We start from the raw sequence: 19100 nt of genomic DNA, 5'->3' as shown, positions 1-19100 counted from the left end.
GCCGCTCACTGCTGGGCCCCTGCCTGCTGGAGCGCGGCGGCGGGGCCGAACTGGCGGGGGGCGGGCTGGAGTTCGCGGGCTGGGACGGGCTGCGGTTCGAGGGCTGCGGGGTCCGGTGGGCGCGGGATGCCGTCACCCAGCACCCAGGTGTCCTTGGAGCCGCCGCCCTGGCTGGAGTTGACCACCAGGTTGCCCTCCCCCAGGGCGACGCGGGTGAGGCCGCCGGGGAGCAGCCAGACGTCCCGGCCGTCGTTGACGGCGAAGGGGCGCAGGTCGATGTGGCGCGGGGCGATGGTGTCGCCGGCGAGGGTGGGCGAGGTGGACAGGGCGACCGGGCGCTGGGCGATCCAGCCGCGCGGGTCGGCGGCGATGGCGGCGCGCAGCCGCTCCAGGGTGGGGCGGTCGGCGTGCGGGCCGATGACGATGCCGGTGCCGCCGGCGCCGTCGACGGGCTTGAGAACCAGGGAGTCCAACTGATCGAGGATCGCTTCCAGTTGGCCGGGCTCCTCGGGGCGGTAGGACTCCACGTTCGCCAGCAGGGGCTCCTCGGCCAGGTAGTAGCGGATCAGGTCCGGTACGTAGGTGTAGAGCAGCTTGTCATCCGCGATGCCGTTGCCCACCGCGTTGGCCAGGGTGACGTTCCCGGCGCGGGCGGCGGTCATGATGCCGGGGCAGCCGATCACCGAGTCGGGACGGAAGTGCAGCGGGTCGAGGTAGTCGTCGTCCAGGCGCCGGTAGACCACGTGGACGGGGGCGCGGCCCCGGGTGGTGCGCATCCACAGCCGGTTGCCGGCGCACTCCAGGTCGCGGCCCTCCACCAGCTGGACGCCCATCAGGCGGGCGAGCAGGGCGTGTTCGAAGTAGGCGGCGTTGCGGGCGCCGGGGGTCAGGACCACGACCTCCGGGTCGGCGACGCCGTCGGGGGCGCAGGCGCGCAGGGCGGCCAGCAGGCGCTGGGGGTACTCGTCGACGGGGCGTACCGGTGCTTCGGCGAAGAGGTGGGGGAAGACCCTCGTCATCGCGCGGCGGTTCTCGATGACGTACGAGACCCCGGACGGGACGCGGACGTTGTCCTCCAGCACCCGGAAGGCGCCCTCCTCGTCGCGGACCAGGTCGATGCCGGAGACGTGGATGCGCACCCCGGCGGGCGGCTCTACGCCGTGGGCGGCGCGGTGGTAGTGCGGGGAGGAGAGCAGCAGCCGGTAGGGGACGACGCCGTCCTCGAAGACGCGGCAGCGCCCGTAGGCGTCGTCGAGGTACGCCTCCAGGGCGCGGACGCGCTGGCGCACCCCGCGGGTCAGGGCGTCCCACTCCAGGGCGTCGAGGATGCGGGGCACCAGGTCCAGAGGGAAGGGCCGCTCCTCGCCCTCGTGGGCGTAGGTCACGCCCCGGTCGGTGAAGGAGCGGGCCATCTGCTCCGCGCGGTAGCGCAGGTCCGCGGCGCCGAGCGGCTGCAGCCCGGCGAAGACGCCGGCGTAGGGCGCGCGCACCGTACCGGGCCGCTCGAACATCTCGTCCCAGGCGTCCGCAGGCGTGTACGAGTCGAATATGTCCGCCATGAGGCGACGGTACGGGCGGAGCGTTTCCGGGGGATGACAACCGGCAGGTGGGCGGGGGCGGTTGTGTTACGACGCGGGGGGCTGCCGTGCGCCTGTACGCCCTCAGGTCGACAGCCGCATCACGATGCGCGGGTGGCCGGCGAGTACGGAGGTGGTGTCCGCGGCGTGTGTGAAGCCCGCGCGCTCGAAGTTCCTGCGCAGTCCGGGGTAGGCCATCGTCAGGTCGACCCTGGCGTCCCCGTTGTCCAGCGGGTACGCCTCGACGGCCGGGGCGCCGTGGGAGCGGGCGAAGTCGACCGCGCCGGCGATGAGGGCGTGGGAGATGCCCTGCCTGCGGTGGCCGGGGCGGACGCGGACGCACCACAGGGACCACACGGGCAGGTCGTCGACGTGCGGGATGGTCCGGCTGCGCGCGTAGGAGGTCTCGGCCCGGGGCGCGACGGCGGCCCATCCGACGGGGGTGTCCCCGTCGTAGGCCAGGACGCCGGGCGGCGGGTCGGCGCGGCACAGCCCGGCGACGTACTCCCCGCGGGCGGGCCCCCGAAGCTCGTTGTTGCGCTTGGCGCCAAGCCGGTAACCCAGGCAGAAACAGACACTGGCGGTGGGCGACTTGGGCCCGATCACCGCCCGCACGTCCTCGTAGACGGTGGCGGGCCGGACATCGATCGTCATGCGGACACGATGCCATGGGGGCGCCTGGTGTGGGTAGGGGCGGCGATCATGTCGAGGTGGGTCAGGTCATCGGGGGTCAACTCCAGTGCTCCTGCTGCCACGTTGGCGGTCAGGTGGTCGGGGTCGCCCGTGCCGGGGATGGGGAGGATGTGCGGGCCCCGGTGCAGGAGCCAGGCCAGGCGGATCTGGGCCGGTGAGGCGGCGTGGGCTCGGGCGACGGTGTGGATCGCCTCGGGCTCGGGGTGGTCGCGGCCGAGTTGGCGAAGGTTCTCCTCGACCTGGCCGCGCAGTCGGTCGGGGCGCGCGGGGGTGGTTCACTCGCCGTCGGCGTCCCTGGCGGGGCCGACCTTGGTGGCGATAACGAGGTCAGCCAATCCAGTCTCGGAATCGGGCACGTGATGGTCCGCAGGCGCCGTCGGCCAAGGCATCCTCGTAAGCCTGCCTGGCTATGGCTTCCATCTCTTCCGCCGAGAGGCTAGGGGACATGATGGACCCCGAGCCGACCGCTGAGTGGATCGTGCATCGCGGATAGACCGGCTGAACGGCGTACCACCCGAAGGCGACAATGGCAGCCAGCATGGCCAGGGTGATGAAGTGGCGTCTGGGTGTGTGGAAGAGCGGGTTGATCACCTATGGATGATACGGAGCGTGCCCGACCCGCTGGCCGGCTCCCCACTCCGTCACAGACGGGGCAACGATCCCCGCAGCTCTAAGGCAACTGCATTGGGAAGCGCAGTCCCCGTCACCTCCCGTCGAAGAGCATCCGCGTCTCCCCTTCCGGGAGCTTCGGGAGTTTCGGCCACCAGTGGTCGAAGCGGCTGTACGGGGTGCGGTCGCGGGCGGCCAGGAGTGGGGCCAGGGACTGTGCCTCCTGCGTCAGGGCCTGCCAGGTGGCCGGGGGCAGGGGGTGGAAGGCCGTCGCCTCGATGCCGGTGGGCAGGGGGCGCCAGACGCCTGCTACGTGGCCGTCCACCAGGAGGGTGGGCAGGACGTCGCCGTTGGCGCGGATCACCACGCGGCGGTAGTCGGGCGGGATCAGGCGGCCTGGGGCAGCCCCTGCTCGATGAGCTTGGGGGCGATCCGCGTAGGCGAGGAGGGTGCTGTCCCACATCGCCATCAGGCGCGGTGGGGCGGGGGTGTCGGCGGGCGGGCGCGGGGCGTCGGGGAGGTCGAAGTACGCGGCGTTGTCCGGACCTTGGAGTTCCGCCAGCTCTCCGGCGAGGGCGCGCAGGGCGGCCCTGATCGGGGTCTTCGGCAGCAACGTGAACTGCGCCATGTCCGCCACCGAGGCCGGGCCGAATCCGGCCAGGTAGCGCAGGAGGAGCGTTCGCAGCGCCGGCTCGTCCACCTCCCGGCCGACGGGTACGGGGTCCAGGGCCGCGGCGCGGAAGAGCGACCGGGCGCCGAAGGACCAGGGCGCGGCCTCGGCGGGGGCGCGGTGCAGGGGCGCGTAGCCCGACATGCCCCACCAGGCGGCGTCCGCGCGCTTTGGGCCGAGTTGCTCACCGAGCCAGCCGCGCAGCTCGGCGGTGGTACGGGCCTCGGTGGCGAAGTCCGCGATCCTGAGCGCGAGTTGGTGCCCCTCGGCGGGGGTGAGGCCCGAGGCGGCGAAACGGGAGCCGAGGCGGGAGGCGTGCAGCACGGGCTGCATCGCCGCGCGGAGGACGGGGTAGTCGTCGGCATGCACGGCGTGCAGCGTGATCCGCATGAGGGTCGCCTTGACCACGCGGCGGCCGGCGAACGCGGCGTCCAGCTCGGCCGGTTCGAAGGCGGCGAGGCGGTTCCACAGCGCCAGGTAGGGCGAGGCGGGCTGCTGCGCCTGCAGGGCGACCACACGTCGTACCGCCTCCTCCACGGGCATGTGCTCGCGCTCAAGGAGGAGTTGGCGGGCGAGGGTGGCGCGGTTGAGCTCACGGGCGGACAGCTTCACTGCGGCTCCGGCGTCGTCTCGTAGGGCTGCGGTAGGGCTGCGGCAGTGCTACGCCCCCGGTCGGCGGGGGCCGAGCCGCATCACGATACGCGGGCGGCCGGCGAGCACGGAGGCCGCGTCCGCGGCGCGGGCCGCGGTCACGCCCCGCGCCGCACCAGCCGCCCGTGCAGGGCCACCGCCGCCGCGTCCGTCAGGGAGGCGATCTGGTCCACGATCACGCGCAGGCGGGCCGCGTCGTCGGCGGCCTCCGTGAACAGGGCGCGGAACTGGGGGTCCAGGCCCTCCGGTGCGCGGGCTGTCAGGGCGGATGCCAACTCCCGCAGGACCACCCGCTGTTCGGCGCGGATGCGCTCCTGGTCGGGGCGCTGGATCACGTAGCGGTCGGCGACCGACTTCAGGACCGCGCACTCCAGGCGCTGGGCGCGCGGCACGATCAGCTCCGCGCCGTAGCGGGTCAGGCGGCCCGAGCCGTACGCCTCCCGCGTCGCGCCCTCCGCCGCGAGGCAGAAGCGGCCGATGAGCTGGCTGGTGGCGTCCTTCAGGCCGGCCTGGGCGCGCGGGCTGCCGTCGTAGCCGTGCGGCCACCACTCCTGGTCGAGCAGCCGGTCGAGCGCCTCGGCGAGTTCGTCCTCCTGCGCGCCGGGCGCGTAGCGCGCGGCGGCCAGGGCGAAGACCTCGCGGCGCTCGGGGTGGGCGTGCAGCAGGTTGGGGTCGAGGTGGCCGGCGTGCAGGCCGTCCTCGACGTCGTGCACCGAGTACGCCACGTCGTCGGCCCAGTCCATCACCTGCGCCTCGAAGCACTGGCGTCCGGGCGGCGCGCCCTGGCGCAGCCAGTGGAAGACGGGCAGGTCGTCCGTGTACACCCCGAACTTGCGCGAGGCGGGGTCGACGGGGTGGCCGCCGCGCGGCCAGGGGTACTTGGTGGCCGCGTCCAGGGCGGCGCGGGTGAGGTTGAGGCCGACGGGGCGGCCGTCGGGGGTGAAGCCCTTGGGCTCCAGGCGGGCCAGCAGCCGCAGCGACTGGGCGTTGCCCTCGAAGCCGCCGCAGCCGGCCGCCACCTCGTCCAGCTCCTTCTCGCCGTTGTGGCCGAAGGGCGGGTGGCCCAGGTCGTGGGCCAGGCAGGCCGTCTCCACCAGGTCCGGGTCGCAGCCCAGGGCCGCGCCCAGATCCCGGCCGACCTGGGCGCACTCCAGGGAGTGGGTCAGGCGGGTGCGCGGGGTGGCGTCCCAGGCGTGGGCGTACGAGCCGGGGGTGACGACCTGCGTCTTGCCCGCGAGGCGGCGCAGGGCCGCCGAGTGCAGCACGCGGGCGCGGTCGCGCTGGAAGGCCGTGCGGCCGGGGCGCTTGTCCGGCTCCGCGACGTAGCGGTGGAGGTCGGCCGCCGTATAGCCCGGGACGTCGGAAGATCGCATGGGCCCACGGTAGCCCGATAGTCCGACAACCCCCTGCTTCGTGGTCTGTCCCCTAAGCCGACGCCGACGTCGGCTGGGCGCCCGACCCCGCCCACGCCTCCTCGTAGCGCCGTACGACCAGCCGGGCCAGCGCCGGATGCGCGCCCAGCGGCTCGGACACCAGGCCCGGGGCCTGGGCCCGCATGCGGGCGGCGAAGAGGCCGGGCGCGGCGAAGCAGGAGGCCAGCGCGATACGGCGGCAGCCGCGGGCGCGCAGCCGGGCGACCGCCTCGGCCAGGGCGGGATGCGTGCGGGGGGAGGCGGCGGAGGCGTAGGCCGCCTCGACCGGCACGCCGCCGAGGCGCTCGGCCAGCAGTGCGGCCGTACGCGCCGTGTCGGCGGCCGAGTCCGGCGCCCGCGAGCCGGCCGCCGCGAGGACGACGCCGGCCCGGCGGCCCGTACTCCACCCCGCCTCCGCCAGCCGCGCGTGCAGCGCCGCCGCGAGCAGCGGGTGCGGACCGAGCGGTGCGGCGACGCGGCCCCGCAGGTGCGGCGCGGCGGCCAGTGCGCCGGGGAGGTCGTGGGTGACGTGGTGGCCCCGGGTGAAGAGGAGGGGGACGAGGATCACCGGCCTGCGCAGGTCGGCCAGTACGTCGGTGAGCAGCGGCCCGTTCAGCTCGATGTGCGCCAGGCGTACGTCCAGGGTCGGCCGCTGTGCCCGTACGGCGTCCAGCAGCGCGGCCACCGTCGCGGCGGCGGCCGGGTGGCGGCTGCCGTGGGCGACGGCCAGGAGGACGGGGGCGGCGGTGCGGTGGCCGGCGAGCTGCCGCAGCCGGGAGTTGGCCTGCGCGGATATCGCGCCCAGGAGGTCCCCCAGGGAGGAGTCCGGGCCGACAGCGGAGCCGGCCGGGAGGTCCGCCGGGGGGTCTGCCGTGGGCCACGGGGCGGCTGCCTGGTCGAGGGGGCGCATGCCCCCGATCCTCGGGGACGGGGGTTGCCGGTCCGTTGCGGCCGTATCACGGTCTGTTGACCGCGCCTCACAGCGGGCCAGGGGCGGCCGTGCGGTCGAGGGCACCCGGCTTGTCATACGGACCACCACCCGCGCGTAACACCCCGGAAGCACGCTGGACCCCATGGACGCCGCCCCCACCCTCACCCACTGCCCGTACTGCTCCCTGCAATGCGGCATGGGCCTGCGCCGTACGGGCGCCGGGCTCGACGTGGTCCCCCGCGAGGACTTCGAGGTCAACCGGGGCGCCCTGTGCGGCAAGGGGCAGTCCGCGACCGCGCTGCTGGGCGCCGGGCGGCTGACCTCGCCGCTGGTGCGCGACGGGCGCGGCGGGCTGGTCGCGGCGGGCTGGGACGAGGCGCTGGACCGGATCGCGCGCGGGCTGGCCGCCGCGCAGGAGGGGTACGGGCGCGACGCGGTGGGGGTGTTCGGCGGGGGCGGGCTGACCAACGAGAAGGCGTACGCGCTGGGGAAGTTCGCCCGGATCGTGCTGCGGACCTCGCAGATCGACTACAACGGCCGCTTCTGCATGTCCTCGGCCGCCGCCGCCGGCAACCGCGCCTTCGGCATGGACCGGGGGCTGCCGTTCCCGCTGGCGGACATCCCGCGCAGCGGCTGCGTGATCCTGGTGGGCTCCAACCCGGCCGATACGATGCCGCCGGCCCTGCGCTACTTCACCGAACTGCGGGCCAACGGCGGGAAGTTGATCGTCATCGATCCGCGCCGCACCCGCACCGCCGAGCAGGCCGACCTGCATCTGGCGCCCCGGCCGGGCAGCGACCTGGCGCTGGCGCTGGGGCTGCTGCACCTGGTGGTCGCGCAGGGGCGCACCGACGAGGAGTTCATCGCGGCGCGCACCACCGGCTGGGAGGAGACGCGGGCGGCGGTGATGGCGCACTGGCCGGAGCACGTCGAGCGCACCACGGGCGTGCCCGTGCCCCAACTGCGCGAGACGGTGCGGCTGTTCTGCGAGGCGCAGTCGTCGATGGTGCTCACCGCGCGCGGCCCCGAGCAGCAGGCCAAGGGGGTGGACACGGTGGGCGCGTGGATCAACCTGTGCCTGGCGACGGGGCGGATGGGCCGCCCGTACAGCGGCTACGGCTGCCTGACCGGGCAGGGCAACGGGCAGGGCGGGCGCGAACACGGCCAGAAGGCCGACCAGTTGCCCGGCTACCGGCTGCTCACCGACCCCGAGGCGCGCCGCCACGTCGCCGGGGTGTGGGGGGTGGAGCCCGATGAGCTGCCGGGGCCGGGGCGCAGTGCGTACGAGCTGCTCGACGCCCTCGGCACCGAGGTGCGCGCCCTGCTGCTGATGGGCTCCAACCCGGTCGTCTCCGCCCCGCGCGCCGCCCACGTCGAGGGGCGGCTGCGCTCGCTGGACTTCCTCGCGGTGGCCGACGTGGTGCTCTCCGAGACCGCCGCGCTGGCGGACGTGGTGCTGCCGGTGACCCAGTGGGCGGAGGAGACCGGCACGATGACCAGCCTGGAGGGCCGGGTGCTGCTGCGCCGCCGCGCCATCGACCCGCCGGAGGGGGTACGCGGCGACCTGGACGTGCTGCACGGGCTGGCCCAGCGGCTGGCCCCCGGCCGGGAGAAGGGGTTCCCCACCGCGCCGGAGGAGGTCTTCGAGGAGCTGCGCCGGGCCTCCGCAGGCGGCAAGGCCGACTATTCGGGCATCAGTTACGGGCAGATCGCGGCCGAGGGCGGCGTCTTCTGGCCCTGCCCGCAGGGCTCGGCGGGCACCCCGCGCCTCTTCCTCGACCGCTTCGCCACCCCCGACGGCCGCGCCCGCTTCGCCCCCGTCACCGACCGCCCGGCGGCCGAGGAGACCGACGCGCGCTACCCGGTGTGGCTGACCACCGGGCGGGTGCTGGCCCAGTACCAGTCCGGTGCGCAGACCCGCCGGATCGCCGAGCTGAACGAGGCCGCGCCCGGCCCGTACGTCCAGCTCCACCCCGAACTGGCGGCCCGGGTGGGCGTCGCCGACGGCGAACCGGTCGCGGTCCTCTCCCGCCGCGGCCGGGCCGTCGCGCCCGCCCGGGTCAGCCGCGACATCCGCCCCGACACGGTGTTCATGCCCTTCCACTGGGCCGGCGAGGGGCGTGCCAACACGCTGACCAATCCGGCGCTGGACCCGGTGTCGCGGATGCCGGAGTTCAAGGTGTGCGCGGTGCGGCTGGAGGCGGCGGGGGCGTCCGGGGCGGGGGCGTCCGGGGCGGGCGACGCGGGGTGAGATGCGGGCCGTACGGTCCGCGGCGCCTTCCGTACGGCCCGATATTCCCGGCATCTCCCTCAATTCCTCACCGAAAAACCATCGTGCGCTCTTGACGTGGCGGGGATTGCCCAACTCCGGAGCGGAACTGTGCGATTGATCAGTAGGATCTGCCGCATCCGGTCACTCCGCGAGGTCTGCGAGGCGCCCCCCATGGCCACAGCCACCGCCGTAGCCGCCATCGCCGTCGTCAGTTGCGTCCTGTGCCTGTTCGCCGTCCGGGTCCTGTGGACCCGCCTGCGCGCCGCCCGCGCCGATGCCGCGCGCCAGCACGCGGTGGCGCGCGAGCGGACCGCCGCCCCCGTCGCCGCCGAGGCGCGCGTCGCCGAGGCGCGGGCGGACACGGCGCACGAGCGCGCCCAGCGCGACGCGGTGCTGGCCGCGTTCGAGACGGTCGCCGGGAACGTCCACGCGATGGCCACCGTCCAGTTGCAGCTCCTCGACGGCATCGAGCAGCAGCTCACCGACCCCGCGCTGATGGGCGAGGTGATGCGCGCCGACCACGCGGCCGCGCAGATGATCCGCAAGGCGCAGACGCTGCTGGTGATGTGCGGGATCTGGCCCGCGCGCCGCGAGACGCAGCCGGTCTCCCTCTTCGACTGCGTACGCGGCGCCCAGTCGCGGATCCTGGAGTACGGCCGCATCGAGGTGGTCGGCGGCCAGCAGCTGTACGTGGCCGCGCCGGCCGCCGAGGGCCTGATGCACGCGGTGGCCGAACTCCTGGAGAACGCCAGCGACTTCTCCCCCTCCAGCTCCCAGGTCGTCGTCACGGTCCGCGAGGTCGCCGCCGGCGCGGTGCTGCAGATCGACGACGCCGGGCTCGGGATGCCCTTCGACGTGCTGGAGCAGGCGCTCGCCCGGCTGCGCGGCGGCCAGGGTCTGGCGGACCTGGGCGCGGTGCCCAAGCTCGGGCTGGCCAGCGTCGGGCGCTGGTCGCGCGAGCTGGGCTTCAGCGTCGAGCTGGCGGCCGCCTCGGCGTACGGGGGGACGCGCGCCTCGGTGTTCGTCCCCAACGGACTGCTCACCCAGCCCGCCGCCCCCGAGCCGGAGCCCGATGAGGAGCCGGCCGAGCTGATCTCCGCCCCCGCGCGGGCGGACGGCGAGACGGCGCTGCCCCGGCGGCGCAGTCGGCGCGGCGCCCGGCCGGGCGGCGAGGACACCGGCGAGCACCGCAGGCCCCTCCCCTCGCAGACGGCCCCCGCCGTCCCCGGCCCCGAGTGGTCGCCCAAGGCCGCCCGGGCCTCCGTCGCCGGGGTGCTGGCCGGCACGGAGCGCGGGCGGGCGCGCCTGCGCCAGGGCGGGCCCGGAGCGCAGCAGGGGCCGCAGCCGGGATCCCAGCCAGGACAGCAGCCAAGACCACAGCCAAGACCGCAGCCGGGACAGCAGCCGGGACAGCGGGCCCCGCAGTCGCCCTCCTACGAGCGCCCGCGCGGGCACGGAGAGGACGGCCCCCGGTGATGCCCCCCGGCATATCCCGCCTGCCCGACGTGGGCTGGATGCTGCGCCCGCTGACCGGCATCCCGGGAGTGCGCCACGCGGTCGTCCTCACCGACGACGGACTGCGCCTGGGCCACGGCTCCGCCGCCCGGCTGCACGGCGTGGTGCCCGAACTGGAGCGCGCCGAGGCCGAGTCGCTCTCGGCGGCCTGCGCGGCGCTGACCATCACCACCCGCTCGGCGGTCGGGCTCTTCCTGGGCCCGCGCGCCGGGGTGCGCCAGCTGATGGTCGAGTCCGACCACGGCTTCGTGCTGTTCACCTCCACGGGGCTGGGCGCGCAGCTCGCGGTGGCGACCGACCACAGCGCGGACGTCGCCGAGGTCGCGGAGCAGATGCAGATCGTGGTGGCGCACATCGCCGCCGAGCTGAGCGGCTACCTGCGCCCGCCGGAGGGCCCGCCCTCATGAGCGGCCACGGACCGCGCGCGGTGCGCCCCTACGTCATCACGGGGGGCCGCTCGGGCGCGCCCGGGGCCGAGCCGCTGCCGCTGGAGACGCTGGTCGTCGCCTCCGGGCTGGGGCTGCCGCCCGCCACCCAGCCGGAGTACGGGCGCATCCTCGACCTGTGCCGGGGGCTGCTCTCGGTCGCCGAGGTCGGCGCCCACCTCGGCCAGCCCCCCACCATCGTGCGCGTGCTGCTGGCGGATCTGATCGAGTCGGGTCACCTGCACTTCCGGGCCCCCGTGGGCCTGGGCCACCTCGCCGGCCGGGCCTCGGGACAGGCCCGCCACCGACTCCGTACCCCGACCCAGGATCCGACCGAGCCGCGGCCGCCCCAGCGGTCCCCCGGCGAACAGGATCTGCTGAGAAAGGTGCTGCATGGCCTCGAAGACCGCATCTGACGGAGTGTACGTCTCCCCGGGTGTGACCGGAGCCGCCAAGATCCTCGTCGTCGGACCGATGGGAGTCGGCAAGACCACGCTGATCGGCACCGTCTCGGAGATCAAGCCGCTGTCCACCGAGGCCGTGATGACCCGCGCGGGCGCCCTGTCGGACACCCCGCTCCCGCCGGGCAAGACCACCACGACCGTGGCGCTGGACTTCGGCCGCATCACGCTCGACAGCGAGCTGGTGCTGTACCTCTTCGGCACGCCCGGACAGCAGCGCTTCCTGCCCGCCTGGCGGGAGTTGGCGCGCGGCTCGCTGGGGGCACTGGCGCTGGTCGACACCCGGGACCTGGAGGCGTCCTTCGACTCGATCGGCCATCTGGAGGATCTGGACGTGCCGTTCACGGTGGCCGTCAACTACTTCCCCGACAGCCCCCGCCACGGCGAGGCCGAGCTGCGCGAGGCCCTCGACCTGCTGCCCCGCACCCCGCTGGTCAACTGCGACGCCCGCGAGCACCGCTCCTCGGTGCTGGCGCTGATCTCGCTGATCACCCACCTCATCGACACCGCCTCGGAACGCACGAGTTGAGCATGGCCGCCGCGCAGCAGCGCTCCCCCCGCCTCACGCCCACCCCGCTCTACGGGGCCGGCCTCGACGGCTCGACGCTGCCCGCGCTCTACGAGAGGCTGCGCGCCGCCCACGGCCCCGTCGCCCCCGTGCTGATCGCGCCGGGCATCCCCGCCTGGCTGGTCCTGGGCTTCACCGAGCTGCTCCAACTGGCCCGCGACGAGCACTCCTTCAGCCACGACCCGCGCAACTGGCGGCTGCTGCGCGAGGGCCGGGTGCCGCCCGACTCCCCCATCATGGCGACGGTCGACTGGCGCCCCGCGCTGCTCTACGCCGACGGCCGCCAGCACCGGCGGATGCGCTCCAGCGTCTCGGCCGCGCTGGAGCGCGTCAACGGGCACGCCCTGCGCCGCACCGTGCGCGCCACGGCCGAGCAGCTCATCGGCTCCTTCGCCGACTCGGGCCGCGCTGACCTCGTACCGCACTACGCGCGCAGGCTGCCGCTGCGGGTGGTGACGCAGCTGCTCGGCCTCGACGAGCGGGCGGGCCAGCAGCTGGTGCAGGCGGCGCTGGGCACGGCGGCGGCCAACGCGGACTCCGCCAACGCCAGCGACCGGCTCTCGGGCATCCTGACCGGGCTGATCGCCGCGCGGCGGGCGGCGCCCGGCGAGGACTTCATCTCCATCCTGGTACGCCACCCGGCCGCGCTCACCGACGAGGAGATCCTGCACAACCTGGTCGTCGTCTTCGTCTCCGCCAACCAGCCGACCGTCGACTGGATCGCCACCACGCTGCGGATCCTGCTCACCGACCCGGCGCTGGGCCCCTCCGTGGCGGGCGGCCGGCTCACCGTGGACGACGCGCTGGACCAGGCGCTGTGGCGCCATCCGCCGGTGCACAACTGCCCGGCGCGCTACGCGCTGCGGGAACTGCGCTTCGGCGGCCAGGAGATCCACTCCGGGGACATGCTGCTGCTGGGCCTCGCCGGGGCGAACGCCGATCCGGCCGTGCGCCCGCCCGGCGGCTGCCCCGTCACCGGCAACCGCTCCCACCTGGCCTTCGGCGCGGGCCCGCACGCCTGCCCGGCGCAGGACCTGGCGCGGCTGATCACGCGGACGGCGGTGGAGACGCTGCTGCACCGGCTGCCGCAGCTGCGCCTGGCCGTCGCCGAGGAGGAGCTGAGCTGGATCACCTCGCCGTGGGCGCCGAGCCCGGCGGCGCTGCCCGTACGGCTGGGACCGGTGGCGGGGCTGGGGCCGGGGGCGCTGACGGGGCGGTGACGGGGGCGCGCCTTGCCGTGCGGTCCGCGGCGGTCCGTCACTGCGCGGGCGCGGCGGTCAGGGCGTCCAGTTCGGCGGTGAGGGCGGCGCGCAGGCCGTCGTGCTGCGGGCCCAGGGCGTGCTCCGGGTTGCGCCAGTTCACCGGCGGATACCACCACACGGGGCCGATGCGGATGTCGGCGCGCTCCCACTCGTAGCGCGGCCAGATGTGGGCGTGCAGGTAGGGGTCCCTGTTGCCGAGGATCTCGATGTTGATGCGGATGAAGGCGTCGTCGCGCGCCTTGCAGGCACGCTCCACCGCCTCCCCCAGCCGCTCCATGTCCGCCAGGAACGCCAGCCGCCGCGCACGCGGCAGGTCGCTGAGCCGCTCCACGCCGGGCCGGTCGGCCAGCAGCAGCGTGTACCCCGGCAGGAACTGGGTGTCCCCCAGCACCGCGAACCCCGCGTCGAGTCTGCGCAGCACGGTGGGGTTCTCGCCGCGTATCGCACTGCCGATCCTGTCATTGCGCCAGTCGGTGCTCATGGGCGCCGAGCCTACCGAGGCCGATGGGGAGGAAGGGACGTCCGGGGCGCGCTGCAACCGATCGCGCCTGGTGGGCGTCGGTGCAAAGTAATGAGAGCACTTCTGGTACGAACCCGGGCGGCGGCCCGGCGGGCAGCGGCGCCCGCGAGGCGCGCGGCGGCCCGCCCGCAGCTGCCGCGCACCGTGCGGGGCAGGCGCCGGCTGCTGCGGGCGGCGGTGCTGGCCTGCGCGCTGGCGCTGCTGCCCCCGGCCTGGGTGCACGCCTCTACCTCGGCCCGGGTGCACACGGTGGCCACCGCACCCCCGGCGCCGGTGGCGCTGGTGCTGGGCGCGGGGCTGTGGGACGGCGAGCCCTCCCCGTACCTGGCGCACCGCCTGGACGCGGCGGTGGAGCTGTACCGCCTGGGCCGGGTGCGGGCGATCCTGGTCAGCGGCGACAACAGCACGCGGGACTACGACGAGCCCACGGCGATGCGCGACTACCTCACCGCCCGCGGCGTCCCCCGCGCCCGGATCGTCCGCGACCACGCCGGCTTCGACACCTGGGACTCCTGCACCCGCGCGGCCCGCGTCTTCGGCGTCAGCCGCGCCCTGGTCGTCACCCAGCGCTTCCACGTCCCCCGTGCCCTGGCGCTGTGCCGCGCGGCGGGCATCGACGCCCACGGCGTCGCCGTCGAGGAACCCCGCAACCTCACCTGGCACTACGGCGGCCTCCGCGAGATCCCCGGCGCGGCCAAAGCAACCCTGGACACGCTCCTGCGCCCGGACCCGCACTTCCTGGGGCCCCGCGAACAGGGCGTCCACGAGGCCCTGCGACGCTGAGGACGCCGGGGCCGCAGCCGGAGCCCGGCCGCTCAGTCCTCCCCGAAGACCTCCACCGCGGAGGCGGCGGCCACTCGGCGGCGATCGACATCCGTGAGGGCGATACCGCGCCGGTCAAGAGCGAACAGAAGCATGGCGGCCTCGCCCGGGCCTCACCTCTGGCCTCACCCTCCGCCCGAAGCCGCTCGGCGACGATTCCTCGGTACTCGGAGACGTCCATGCTCATCAAGTTCCTCCAGATCTCCGCCGCCGCGGCGGCGCCGCCCAGGCCCCTCTCGGTGCATCGCCTCGTGGGATGAGCCGACCATGCGGTGAACCGTAGGTACCTGCTGACCTGCAGATTCGTTTCGGCCGCGGAGCTTCACTCGTGCGTGTGGACGAATCGCGAAATCCTCACCGAGGGGGCGCGGCCCTGCTGAGGGCAGCGTTGCGTCGCGGAAACTCCGGGGATTCGGCGGGGTAATCGCGCGGCCGCACGCTGCTGGCATGGGACAGGGCAAGCGGGTCGTCGTGGTCGGCGGCGGGATGGCCGGGCATCGGGTCGCCGCGCGGCTCGGCGGTGGGTTCGAGGTGACCGTCGTCGCCGAGGAGGCGCACGGGGCGTACAACCGGGTGCTGCTCGCCGAGGTGCTCGCCGGGCACTATCCGGCCGACGTGATCCGGCTGCCCGCACCCGCCGCCGGGGTCGAGCGCCGCGCCGCCCGCGTGGTACGGGTGGACCGCGCCGCCCGGCGGGTGCAGTGCGACGACGGCGCCGCGCTGGACTACGACCGCCTCGTGCTGGCCACCGGGTCCAATCCCGTACTGCCGCCGCTGCGCGGCCTCTTCGAGCCCGAGGGGTACGAACTCCCCGCCGGCGTCCACCCCTTCCGCACCCTCGACGACTGCACCGCGCTGGCCGCAGCCGCCGACCGGATCGCCGCGAGCGGCGCCCCCGCCCGGGTCGTCGTGATCGGCGGCGGCCTGCTGGGCAGCTCCGCCGCCCGCGCGCTGGCCCGGCGCGGGGCGCAGGTCGTGCTGGCGCACCAGGGCGAGCACCTGATGGAGCGCCAACTCGACCCCGCCGCCGCCCGGATGCTCCGGGCGCACCTGGAGAGCCTGGGCGTCGAGGTCCACACCGAGTGCCGGGTGCGCGGCCTGCGCTGCACCGGACGGGGAGCCCAACGCCGGGTGGACGCGGTCGAGTTGGGCGACGGCTATCTGCTGGACGCCGAGCTCGTCGTCCTCGCCTGCGGGGTGCGCCCGCGCGTCAACCTCGCCCGCGCCGCGGGCCTGACCACCGCGCGCGGCATCGTCGTGGACGACGAACTGCGCACCTCCGACCCGTACATCCACGCCGTCGGCGACTGCGCCGAGCACCGGGGCACGCTGTACGGGCTGGCGGGCCCGGCGCTGGAGCAGGCCGACGCGCTCGCCCGCGTCCTGGCCGGCGGCACGCGCGCCTACGCGGGCACCCGCGCCCTGACCCGCCTCACCCTGGCCCCCGGCACCGCCCCGAGCACCCCCGCCCCCCTCGACCTCGCCGCCTTCGGCGACCCCGTCCCGGGCCCCGGCGACGACGTCGTCCAGCTCACCGACGCCACCCGCCGCGCCTACCGCAAGGTCGTCGTCCGCGACGGCCGGCTCGTCGGCGGCATCCTGCTCGGCGACCTCGCCGCCGTAGGCGCCCTCGCCCGCGCCTGGGAGGCCGACGAGCCGCTGCCCGACGACGTCCCGCTGCTCCACCTGCTCACCCACTCTGGAGGCTCCTGAGATGCAGACCCCCGCCACCCCCGAGCCCCGGGACACGATCGTGCTGGTCGGGCACGGCATGGTCGGCCAGCGCTTCCTGGAGTCGCTGGCCGAGCGCAAGGTGACCGAGACCGCCCGCGTGGTCGTGCTCTGCGAGGAGCCGCGCCCCGCCTACGACCGGGTCCACCTCAGCTCGTACTTCGACGGCACCTCCCCCGAGGAGCTGTCGATGGTCGAGGACGGCTTCATGGAGCGCCACGGCATCGAGCTGTACGTCGGCGACCCGGCCACCGCGCTGGACCGCGCGGCGCGCACGGTCACCGCCCGCAGCGGGCGGACCTTCCGCTACGACACCCTGGTCCTGGCCACCGGCTCCTACGCCTTCGTACCCCCCTGTCCCGGCAGCGGTGCGGCGGGCGCCTTCGTCTACCGCACCATCGAGGACCTCCTCGCCATCGAGGAGTACGCCAAGGACGCCGCCACCGGCCTGGTCGTCGGCGGCGGACTGCTCGGCCTGGAGGCGGCCGGGGCGCTGAAGGGGCTCGGACTGGCCACGCACATCGTGGAGTTCGCCCCCCGGCTGATGGCCGTGCAGGTCGACGAGGGCGGCGGGCACGCGCTGCGGCGCACGGTGGCGGGGATGGGGCTGGAGGTACGCACGGGGGTCGGCGGCCAGGAGATCCGTACCGGCGGCGACGGCGCGGTGCGCGCGATGGTGCTCACCGACGGCACCGAAGTCCCCACGGACCTGGTGGTGTTCGCCGCCGGCGTGCGCCCCCGCGACGAGCTGGCCCGCGCGGCCGGGCTGGCGGTCGGCGAGCGCGGCGGCGTGGTCGTGGACGGTGCCTGCCGCACCAGCGACCCGCGCGTCTTCGCGATCGGCGAGTGCGCGCAGGCGGCGGACGGCCGGGTCTACGGACTGGTCGCGCCGGGCTACGAGATGGCCAAGGCCGCCGCCGAGACGATCGCCGGCGCCGAGCGCTCCTTCACCGGCGCCGACACCTCCACCAAACTCAAGCTCCTCGGCGTGGACGTGGCCTCCTTCGGCGACGCGCACGGCGCGGCGGCGGGCTGCCTGGACGTGGTGTACTCCGACTCGCGCGCCGGGGTCTACAAGAAGCTCGTCGTCTCCCCCGCCGGCGAGCTCCTCGGCGGCGTCCTGGTCGGCGACGCCGACTCCTACGGCATGCTGCGCCCGCTGACCGGCACCGTCCCGCCGGTCCCGCCGGAGCAGCTGGTGCTGCCCGCCGGGCTGGGCGCCCCGGCGGCGCTGGGCGCGGACGCGCTGCCGGCCGGGGCGGTCGTGTGCAGCTGCCACAACGTCACCAAGGGCGCGATCCTGGACGCCGTCGCCGAGCACGGCTGCGCCACCGTGCCGGAGGTCAAGAAGTGCACCAAGGCCGGTACCGGCTGCGGGAGTTGCGTCAAACTGCTCGGCCAGCTGCTGCCCGCCAGCGGCGAGGGCGGCCTGTGCGGCTGCTTCTCGCAGACCCGGGCCGAGCTGTACGAGATCGTCCGCGTCCGGGGGATCACCGAGTACGCCACACTCCTCGACACGCACGGCCGGGAGGCGGCGCGCGGCGGTGAGGGCTGCGAGATCTGCAAGCCGACGGTGGCCTCCATCCTCGCCTCCCTCGCCCCGACGATCGGCGTCGACGGGTACGTACTGGCCGGTGAGCAGGCGGCGCTGCAGGACACCAACGACCACTTCCTCGCCAACATGCAGCGCAACGGCTCGTACTCGATCGTGCCGCGCATCCCCGGCGGGGAGATCACCCCGGAGAAGCTGATCGTGATCGGTGAGGTGGCCCGTGACTACGGCCTCTACACCAAGATCACCGGAGGTCAGCGGATCGACCTCTTCGGCGCCCGCGTCGACCAACTGCCCGGTATCTGGGCGCGGTTGGTGGACGCCGGGTTCGAGTCGGGGCACGCGTACGGGAAGTCGCTGCGGACGGTGAAGTCCTGCGTCGGCTCGACCTGGTGCCGCTACGGGGTGCAGGACTCGGTGCGGATGGCGATCGACCTGGAGCTGCGCTACCGGGGGCTGCGCTCCCCGCACAAGCTGAAGTCGGCGGTCTCCGGCTGCGCGCGGGAGTGCGCGGAGGCGCGCGGCAAGGACTTCGGGGTGATCGCCACCGCGAACGGCTGGAACCTGTACGTCGGCGGGAACGGCGGCGCGGAGCCCCGGCACGCCGACCTCCTCGCCCAGGACCTCTCCGACGCCGAACTCGTCCGCCTCATCGACCGGTTCCTGATGTTCTACATCCGTACCGCCGACCGTCTGGAGCGCACCTCGACGTGGCTGGAGCGGATCGAGGGCGGCCTCGACCACGTACGCGACGTGGTCGTCCACGACAAGCTCGCCCTGTGCGACGAGCTGGAGGCGCTGATGAGGGCGCATGTCGCCGGATACCGCGATGAGTGGGCCGAAACCCTGAACGACCCCGAGCGCCTGGGCCGGTTCGTGTCCTTCGTCAACGCGCCGGGTACTCCCGACCCCTCGGTGCGGTTCGTCCCCGAACGCGACCAGATGAAGCCGGACCTCCCCCTGCTGTCGATCACCCCCCTCACCTCGGCGGCAGCCGTGGCGGAGCCCTCCCTGGAAGGAACCCCGGCCTGATGACGATCGCCCCCGAGCGCACCGCACGGATCGAACTGCGCACGGCCGAGGAATGGTTCCCGGTCTGCGACCTGGCCCTGCTCACCCCCGGCCGGGGGGTGGCGGCGCTCCTCCCCGACGGGCGGCAGGTCGCGGTCTTCCTGGACCGTACGGGCACTGTGTACGCGGTCGGCAACCGCGACCCGTTCACCGGCGCGTACGTCCTCTCCCGCGGCCTGCTGGGCGCGGTGGACGGCGCCCCGTACGTCGCCTCGCCGCTGCTGAAGCAGCGCTTCGACCTGGCCACCGGTGCCTGCCTGGACGACGACGAGGTCGCCGTCCCCGCCTACGAGACCCGTCTCGCACCATAGGCGTCGGCGGTCCCACGACTGCGGGGGCGCCAGCCCTGCCACCCGGG

At 74.8% G+C, this 19100-nt stretch carries 17 protein-coding genes and 1 pseudogene; 10 read left to right on the top strand and 8 right to left on the bottom strand.

Annotated elements, in window-relative coordinates; all coding sequences use genetic code 11:
• Positions 1-5: 5 nt before the first annotated feature.
• The 7 genes and pseudogenes from ACFQLX_RS11635 to ACFQLX_RS11605 all read right to left on the bottom strand — a co-directional run bounded on the left by ACFQLX_RS11635 (position 6) and on the right by ACFQLX_RS11605 (position 6522).
• On the bottom strand, positions 6-1559 hold the full coding sequence (locus ACFQLX_RS11635) for a circularly permuted type 2 ATP-grasp protein (protein WP_386414278.1): 1554 nt from the start codon (positions 1557-1559) through the stop codon (positions 6-8).
• 102 nt (positions 1560-1661) lie between these two features.
• Positions 1662-2231 carry a GNAT family N-acetyltransferase gene (locus ACFQLX_RS11630; protein ID WP_386414277.1) on the bottom strand — a complete coding sequence of 190 codons (570 nt, stop codon included), beginning with the start codon at positions 2229-2231 and terminating at the stop codon, positions 1662-1664.
• Positions 2228-2599, bottom strand: a pseudogene (locus tag ACFQLX_RS11625) (aldo/keto reductase); the annotation flags it as partial. The pseudogene ACFQLX_RS11625 and the gene ACFQLX_RS11630, both read right to left, overlap by 4 nt.
• Positions 2598-2861 carry a hypothetical protein gene (locus ACFQLX_RS11620; protein ID WP_386414276.1) on the bottom strand — a complete coding sequence of 88 codons (264 nt, stop codon included), beginning with the start codon at positions 2859-2861 and terminating at the stop codon, positions 2598-2600. The pseudogene ACFQLX_RS11625 and the gene ACFQLX_RS11620, both read right to left, overlap by 2 nt.
• Before the next feature lie 112 nt (positions 2862-2973).
• Positions 2974-4161 carry a winged helix DNA-binding domain-containing protein gene (locus tag ACFQLX_RS11615; protein WP_386414275.1) on the bottom strand — a complete coding sequence of 396 codons (1188 nt, stop codon included), beginning with the start codon at positions 4159-4161 and terminating at the stop codon, positions 2974-2976.
• Positions 4162-4298: 137 nt separating this feature from the next.
• The gene (locus tag ACFQLX_RS11610; protein WP_386414274.1) at positions 4299-5573 is read right to left on the bottom strand and encodes a deoxyguanosinetriphosphate triphosphohydrolase; all 1275 of its coding nucleotides are present in this window, start codon (positions 5571-5573) and stop codon (positions 4299-4301) included.
• A gap of 52 nt (positions 5574-5625) precedes the next feature.
• Positions 5626-6522 (bottom strand): sirohydrochlorin chelatase, encoded by an 897-nt coding sequence (locus tag ACFQLX_RS11605; RefSeq protein ID WP_386414273.1) that lies wholly within the window; start codon positions 6520-6522, stop codon positions 5626-5628.
• Positions 6523-6685: 163 nt separating this feature from the next.
• Here ACFQLX_RS11605 and ACFQLX_RS11600 point away from each other — a divergent pair, with 163 nt between their 5' ends.
• The 6 genes from ACFQLX_RS11600 (at position 6686) to ACFQLX_RS11575 (ending at position 13004) form a co-directional block, all read left to right on the top strand.
• A complete protein-coding gene (locus ACFQLX_RS11600) occupies positions 6686-8794 on the top strand; it encodes a molybdopterin oxidoreductase family protein (protein ID WP_386414271.1) in 2109 nt (702 codons plus the stop codon).
• 192 nt (positions 8795-8986) lie between these two features.
• Positions 8987-10291, top strand: coding sequence for an ATP-binding protein (locus ACFQLX_RS11595; protein ID WP_386414269.1), 1305 nt, complete (start codon positions 8987-8989; stop codon positions 10289-10291).
• Entirely contained in the window at positions 10291-10737 is a 447-nt protein-coding gene (locus ACFQLX_RS11590; protein WP_386414267.1) for a roadblock/LC7 domain-containing protein, read from the top strand. Before ACFQLX_RS11595 ends, ACFQLX_RS11590 begins: the two co-directional genes overlap by 1 nt.
• Positions 10734-11171 carry a DUF742 domain-containing protein gene (locus tag ACFQLX_RS11585; RefSeq protein WP_386414265.1) on the top strand — a complete coding sequence of 146 codons (438 nt, stop codon included), beginning with the start codon at positions 10734-10736 and terminating at the stop codon, positions 11169-11171. Before ACFQLX_RS11590 ends, ACFQLX_RS11585 begins: the two co-directional genes overlap by 4 nt.
• Positions 11149-11745 (top strand): GTP-binding protein, encoded by a 597-nt coding sequence (locus tag ACFQLX_RS11580; protein ID WP_386414264.1) that lies wholly within the window; start codon positions 11149-11151, stop codon positions 11743-11745. The genes ACFQLX_RS11585 and ACFQLX_RS11580 overlap by 23 nt, the downstream gene beginning before the upstream one ends.
• Before the next feature lie 2 nt (positions 11746-11747).
• Positions 11748-13004, top strand: coding sequence for a cytochrome P450 family protein (locus ACFQLX_RS11575; protein WP_386414262.1), 1257 nt, complete (start codon positions 11748-11750; stop codon positions 13002-13004).
• Between the two features lie 37 nt (positions 13005-13041).
• On the opposite strand, the gene ACFQLX_RS11570 is transcribed toward ACFQLX_RS11575, so the two are convergent.
• Positions 13042-13527, bottom strand: a complete 486-nt coding sequence (locus ACFQLX_RS11570; RefSeq protein WP_386414261.1) for an HIT family protein — start codon at positions 13525-13527, stop codon at positions 13042-13044.
• 90 nt (positions 13528-13617) lie between these two features.
• Here ACFQLX_RS11570 and ACFQLX_RS11565 point away from each other — a divergent pair, with 90 nt between their 5' ends.
• The 4 genes from ACFQLX_RS11565 (at position 13618) to nirD (ending at position 19053) form a co-directional block, all read left to right on the top strand.
• Entirely contained in the window at positions 13618-14349 is a 732-nt protein-coding gene (locus ACFQLX_RS11565) for a SanA/YdcF family protein (RefSeq protein ID WP_386414259.1), read from the top strand.
• 486 nt (positions 14350-14835) lie between these two features.
• Complete coding sequence (locus ACFQLX_RS11560; RefSeq protein ID WP_386414258.1) at positions 14836-16101, top strand: NAD(P)/FAD-dependent oxidoreductase; 1266 nt, start codon at positions 14836-14838, stop codon at positions 16099-16101.
• Between the two features lies 1 nt (position 16102).
• Positions 16103-18703, top strand: coding sequence for a nitrite reductase large subunit NirB (nirB, locus tag ACFQLX_RS11555; RefSeq protein ID WP_386414256.1), 2601 nt, complete (start codon positions 16103-16105; stop codon positions 18701-18703).
• The gene (gene nirD / locus ACFQLX_RS11550; RefSeq protein WP_386414254.1) at positions 18703-19053 is read left to right on the top strand and encodes a nitrite reductase small subunit NirD; all 351 of its coding nucleotides are present in this window, start codon (positions 18703-18705) and stop codon (positions 19051-19053) included. Before nirB ends, nirD begins: the two co-directional genes overlap by 1 nt.
• Positions 19054-19100: the final 47 nt, after the last annotated feature.

The organism is Streptomyces polyrhachis (assembly GCF_042663125.1).
Lineage (GTDB): Bacteria > Actinomycetota > Actinomycetes > Streptomycetales > Streptomycetaceae > Streptomyces > Streptomyces polyrhachii.
This window is presented reverse-complemented; position numbering and strand designations above follow the sequence as displayed.

Coding starts and splice junctions, on each gene's coding strand:
- ACFQLX_RS11570 (WP_386414261.1), bottom strand. CDS start 13,527: ATGAGCACCGACTGGCGCAATGACAGGATCGGCAGTGCGATACGCGGC.
- ACFQLX_RS11580 (WP_386414264.1), top strand. CDS start 11,149: ATGGCCTCGAAGACCGCATCTGACGGAGTGTACGTCTCCCCGGGTGTG.
- ACFQLX_RS11605 (WP_386414273.1), bottom strand. CDS start 6,522: ATGCGCCCCCTCGACCAGGCAGCCGCCCCGTGGCCCACGGCAGACCCC.
- ACFQLX_RS11635 (WP_386414278.1), bottom strand. CDS start 1,559: ATGGCGGACATATTCGACTCGTACACGCCTGCGGACGCCTGGGACGAG.
- ACFQLX_RS11575 (WP_386414262.1), top strand. CDS start 11,748: ATGGCCGCCGCGCAGCAGCGCTCCCCCCGCCTCACGCCCACCCCGCTC.
- ACFQLX_RS11600 (WP_386414271.1), top strand. CDS start 6,686: ATGGACGCCGCCCCCACCCTCACCCACTGCCCGTACTGCTCCCTGCAA.
- ACFQLX_RS11560 (WP_386414258.1), top strand. CDS start 14,836: ATGGGACAGGGCAAGCGGGTCGTCGTGGTCGGCGGCGGGATGGCCGGG.
- nirD (WP_386414254.1), top strand. CDS start 18,703: ATGACGATCGCCCCCGAGCGCACCGCACGGATCGAACTGCGCACGGCC.
- ACFQLX_RS11585 (WP_386414265.1), top strand. CDS start 10,734: ATGAGCGGCCACGGACCGCGCGCGGTGCGCCCCTACGTCATCACGGGG.
- ACFQLX_RS11610 (WP_386414274.1), bottom strand. CDS start 5,573: ATGCGATCTTCCGACGTCCCGGGCTATACGGCGGCCGACCTCCACCGC.
- ACFQLX_RS11630 (WP_386414277.1), bottom strand. CDS start 2,231: ATGACGATCGATGTCCGGCCCGCCACCGTCTACGAGGACGTGCGGGCG.
- ACFQLX_RS11565 (WP_386414259.1), top strand. CDS start 13,618: ATGAGAGCACTTCTGGTACGAACCCGGGCGGCGGCCCGGCGGGCAGCG.
- nirB (WP_386414256.1), top strand. CDS start 16,103: ATGCAGACCCCCGCCACCCCCGAGCCCCGGGACACGATCGTGCTGGTC.
- ACFQLX_RS11595 (WP_386414269.1), top strand. CDS start 8,987: ATGGCCACAGCCACCGCCGTAGCCGCCATCGCCGTCGTCAGTTGCGTC.
- ACFQLX_RS11590 (WP_386414267.1), top strand. CDS start 10,291: ATGCCCCCCGGCATATCCCGCCTGCCCGACGTGGGCTGGATGCTGCGC.